The following is a 3,284-nucleotide window of genomic DNA, read 5'->3' on the forward strand; positions in this document are numbered from 1 at the left end:
CGTGCTCCCTTGACAGCATTGAACAAGTCGTCGGCCTGCTGCGTCTAACGCAGGCAGTTCATTGCTGGAACGCCGAGGGAGACATGAAGAATTCGTCGCGGATTGCCGCCGGTGTTGCCGGTGCGGTCGGAGGTTATGTCGCGACCTTTGTGCTGTTTTCAGTGCTCGATCTGGGCAACCGGGCGGACCCGATCACGTCTGGCCTGTTGGCACTGTTCGTCTACTCACCCATCGGAGCGATCGCTGGCGTGGTGCTTGCCAGCTGGCTGGTGACGCGTTCCGGCACGGATGCAGGCAATAGCGGTCTCGCGCGCAACAGCCTGAACTCGCTTGGTGTCGTGGTCCTGCTTTGCGTGGCCGCCGCCGCCACCTACCTGGGCGTCGCGTACATGACGGCCACGCCCTGGCTCAACCGAAACGGTGCCACTCCTGCGCTCGTCTTCGAGGTTCGCCTTCCGGCCGGCGCAACCGTGCCGAAGTCACCGCAAGATATCACCATCGAATTGCAGACGGACCTCAACACCATGCCGGGCGAATCGAACGCAGCTGGCTTCCATAGTGACGGCGATCAGCCCGTCATCGCAGGCGAAGTCGAACTGGCGTTCCGAACCTCGCACCGGCAACTCGCCGTCAACATCCAGGGACAGCCCAGCCGAATCTACCCGATCGGATTGACGGCCTCGGCTCCGCATACGCCGGAGTTCGGAACGTGGCGGCGGCTCGCCGATGGCAGCGAAATCCGCTATCGCGCAAAATGGCCGGGGAAGACGTAGCAGGATCACCGCGGTTTCGCTATCTCACAACGCACATAGGTCTGGCGCTTGCCCGGCCCGACCGGGCTGTTGTCCATCACCAGCTTGCCGTTCGCGGCAATGGAAACCCGGGGACTGGAGCGATACTTCTCACCCTCGCCTTCGCAGGCGAGCTTCATTTTCCAGGCGAGCTTCCCGTCGGCAGTGATCTCGCTGGCGCGGCACCGGGTCTCGTACCAATAGAGACGGTTGCCGCCCTCGATGCTCATGCAGTTGGCGCTGTCCTCGTCGCGGCAATCCTTTTTGGTTGACGCCCAGAACCCCTCATAGGCTTGCGCCGCCAGGGCGGGAGCAGACTGGCCCGCCAGCATCACACTCATGCTCAGAGCCATAGCAAACCGGGTCGCCGCTCTCATGTCAAAAACCTCGACAAGACCTTCACCGAGGTTAGTCGCGCCTCACCGCAGCTTGTTCAACAGCGCCATCAGCATCTCGCGCTCCTTTGCCTCGAGCGGCGCCAGCGTCTCTCGTGTGATCGCAAGCGCATTCGGCGCGACCTTTTCCGCCAATTGCTGGCCCGCGCGCGTCAGGCTGACCAGAAGCCGCCGTCCATCCTCCGGATCCTGGCTGGTCTCGGTGAGGCCGCGCGCCGTCAACCGATCGATCACGCCCTTGATGGTCGCCACGTCCATCGCAGTCAGGCGCCCGAGCTGGTTCTGCGAGCATGGCCCGGCCTCGGCGAGCTTCGACAGCGCCGCCCATTGCGTCGGCGTAATGTTGGTGCCGATCTCGCGAGAGAAGATCGCGCTGTGGCGCTGCCAGACCTGGCGAAGGATGAAGCCGACCTGCTCGTCGAGCACATAAGGCGGCTTTGCCGGTTTGACGCTTTTCTTCGCCGCGACGCTTCTCGCCATCCGCTCGATGCCCTTGCCCTTTGCCTTCACAACGACAGATGCGCGTCGCGGATATCCGGACGCGCGTCGAGCTCGGCCATGGTGCCGCCGAAGCAGATGCGGCCGCGCTCGATGATATAGGCGCGATCGGAGATCAGCCGCGCAAAATGCAGATTCTGCTCGGAGACGACGATGCTGACGCCCTCCTTCTTCATGGTCAGGATGGCCTCGACCATCTGCTCCACGATTTTCGGCGACAGGCCTTCCGAGGGCTCATCCAGCAGCACCAGCGATGGATTGCCCATCAGCGTGCGCGCGATGGTGAGCATCTGCTGCTCGCCGCCGCTCATGCGGCCGCCCGGGCGATTTTTCATCTCGCCGAGGTTAGGGAACAGCGAAAACAGCTTGTCGCGAGTCCAGTGCGGCGCGTTCGGGCGCTTCGGCTGGCGGCCGACCTCGAGATTCTCTTCCACCGTCAAATCGGTGAAGATACGCCGCTCCTCCGGCACGTAACCAAGCCCATCCCGCACGATCTCATGTGTCGGACGCGCCGAGACATCCTTGCCTTCGAACATGATCCGCCCCGACCGCTGCGCGACGAGCCCGACGATCGAGCGGAACGTCGTCGACTTGCCGGCGCCATTGCGGCCGAGCAACGCCACGACTTCCCCCTGGCCGACCTCGAACCCGATGTCGAACAGGATATGCGCCGGGCCGTAATGACTGTTGAGATCCTGTACTGTGAGCTTCATGCCGATGCTCCCTCGCGATGCCCGGCCTCGTAAAGCAGGCCCTCGCCGAGGTAGACCGCCTGCACTTGCGGATTGCCGCGGACCTGGGCGGGCGAGCCCTCGGCGATCAGCGTGCCGCGGTTGAGCACGATGATGCGGTCGGCGTGCTCGAACACCACGTCCATGTCGTGCTCGGTGAAGAGAACGCCGATCGATTTTTCCCGGGCGATCTGCGCGGTCAGCCGCATCAAATCGACCCGCTCGCGCGGCGCCATGCCGGCGGTCGGCTCGTCCATCAGCAGCAGCTTTGGCTGGTTGGCGAGCGCGACGGCGAGCTCGAGCCGCTTGAGATCGCCATAGGCAAGCTCGCCGCAGGGGCGATCGGCGTAACCGCCCATGCCGACCAGCTCGAGCAGTCGCCCGGCTTCGCCGCGGTCGAAGTTCGGCGCCGAGCCCCAAAGATTGTACAATTGCTTGCCATGCGAGATCAGCGCGACTTGCACGTTCTCGCGCACCGTCATGGTCGCGAAGGTCGCGGTGATCTGGAAGGTGCGACCCACGCCCATCCGCCAGATCTCGCGCGGCTTCCTGCCGGTTGTGTCCTCGCCGAGCAGGCGGACGTGGCCGGTATCAGGCTTGTTCTGGCCATTGAGCATGTCGAAACAGGTGCTCTTGCCCGCGCCGTTCGGTCCGATCAGCGCCAGGATTTCACCGGCGCGCAGCGAGAACGAGACGCCGCGCACGGCATGGACGCCGCCATAGGATTTGGTCAGTCCTTCGACCGCGAGAAGTGGGGGCGCGACGCTCATTCGGCGGACTCGATCGGCTTGGCAAGCAAGGGTGACCCCGGCGGCGACGTCTTCCTGCGGCGCTGCGCTAACATCTCCAGCATGCCGACGATGCCCTTG

The 3,284-nt window shown here is 64.2% G+C and carries 5 protein-coding genes; 1 reads left to right on the plus strand and 4 read right to left on the minus strand.

The window, feature by feature from the left end:
- Nucleotides 1-773: hypothetical protein (locus IVB32_RS14250; protein WP_247410621.1), on the plus strand; the 773-nt coding region annotated here is incomplete at its 5' end.
- A gap of 5 nt (nucleotides 774-778) precedes the next feature.
- Here the strand turns inward: IVB32_RS14250 and IVB32_RS14255 are convergent.
- The 4 genes from IVB32_RS14255 to IVB32_RS14270 are packed head-to-tail and all read right to left on the minus strand — an operon-like array spanning nucleotide 779 to nucleotide 3,185.
- Nucleotides 779-1,168: a hypothetical protein gene (locus IVB32_RS14255; protein WP_346658552.1), complete on the minus strand. Its 390-nt coding sequence runs from the start codon at nucleotides 1,166-1,168 to the stop codon at nucleotides 779-781.
- Nucleotides 1,169-1,210: 42 nt separating this feature from the next.
- The gene (locus IVB32_RS14260) at nucleotides 1,211-1,666 is read right to left on the minus strand and encodes a MarR family transcriptional regulator (protein WP_007592445.1); all 456 of its coding nucleotides are present in this window, start codon (nucleotides 1,664-1,666) and stop codon (nucleotides 1,211-1,213) included.
- 26 nt (nucleotides 1,667-1,692) lie between these two features.
- On the minus strand, nucleotides 1,693-2,397 hold the full coding sequence (locus tag IVB32_RS14265) for an ABC transporter ATP-binding protein (protein WP_018459315.1): 705 nt from the start codon (nucleotides 2,395-2,397) through the stop codon (nucleotides 1,693-1,695).
- Complete coding sequence (locus IVB32_RS14270) at nucleotides 2,394-3,185, minus strand: ABC transporter ATP-binding protein (protein WP_018459316.1); 792 nt, start codon at nucleotides 3,183-3,185, stop codon at nucleotides 2,394-2,396. The genes IVB32_RS14265 and IVB32_RS14270 overlap by 4 nt, the downstream gene beginning before the upstream one ends.
- Nucleotides 3,186-3,284 lie beyond the last annotated feature (99 nt).

Origin of the sequence: Bradyrhizobium sp. 23 (assembly GCF_023073295.1) — a bacterium.
Classification (GTDB): domain Bacteria; phylum Pseudomonadota; class Alphaproteobacteria; order Rhizobiales; family Xanthobacteraceae; genus Bradyrhizobium; species Bradyrhizobium canariense_D.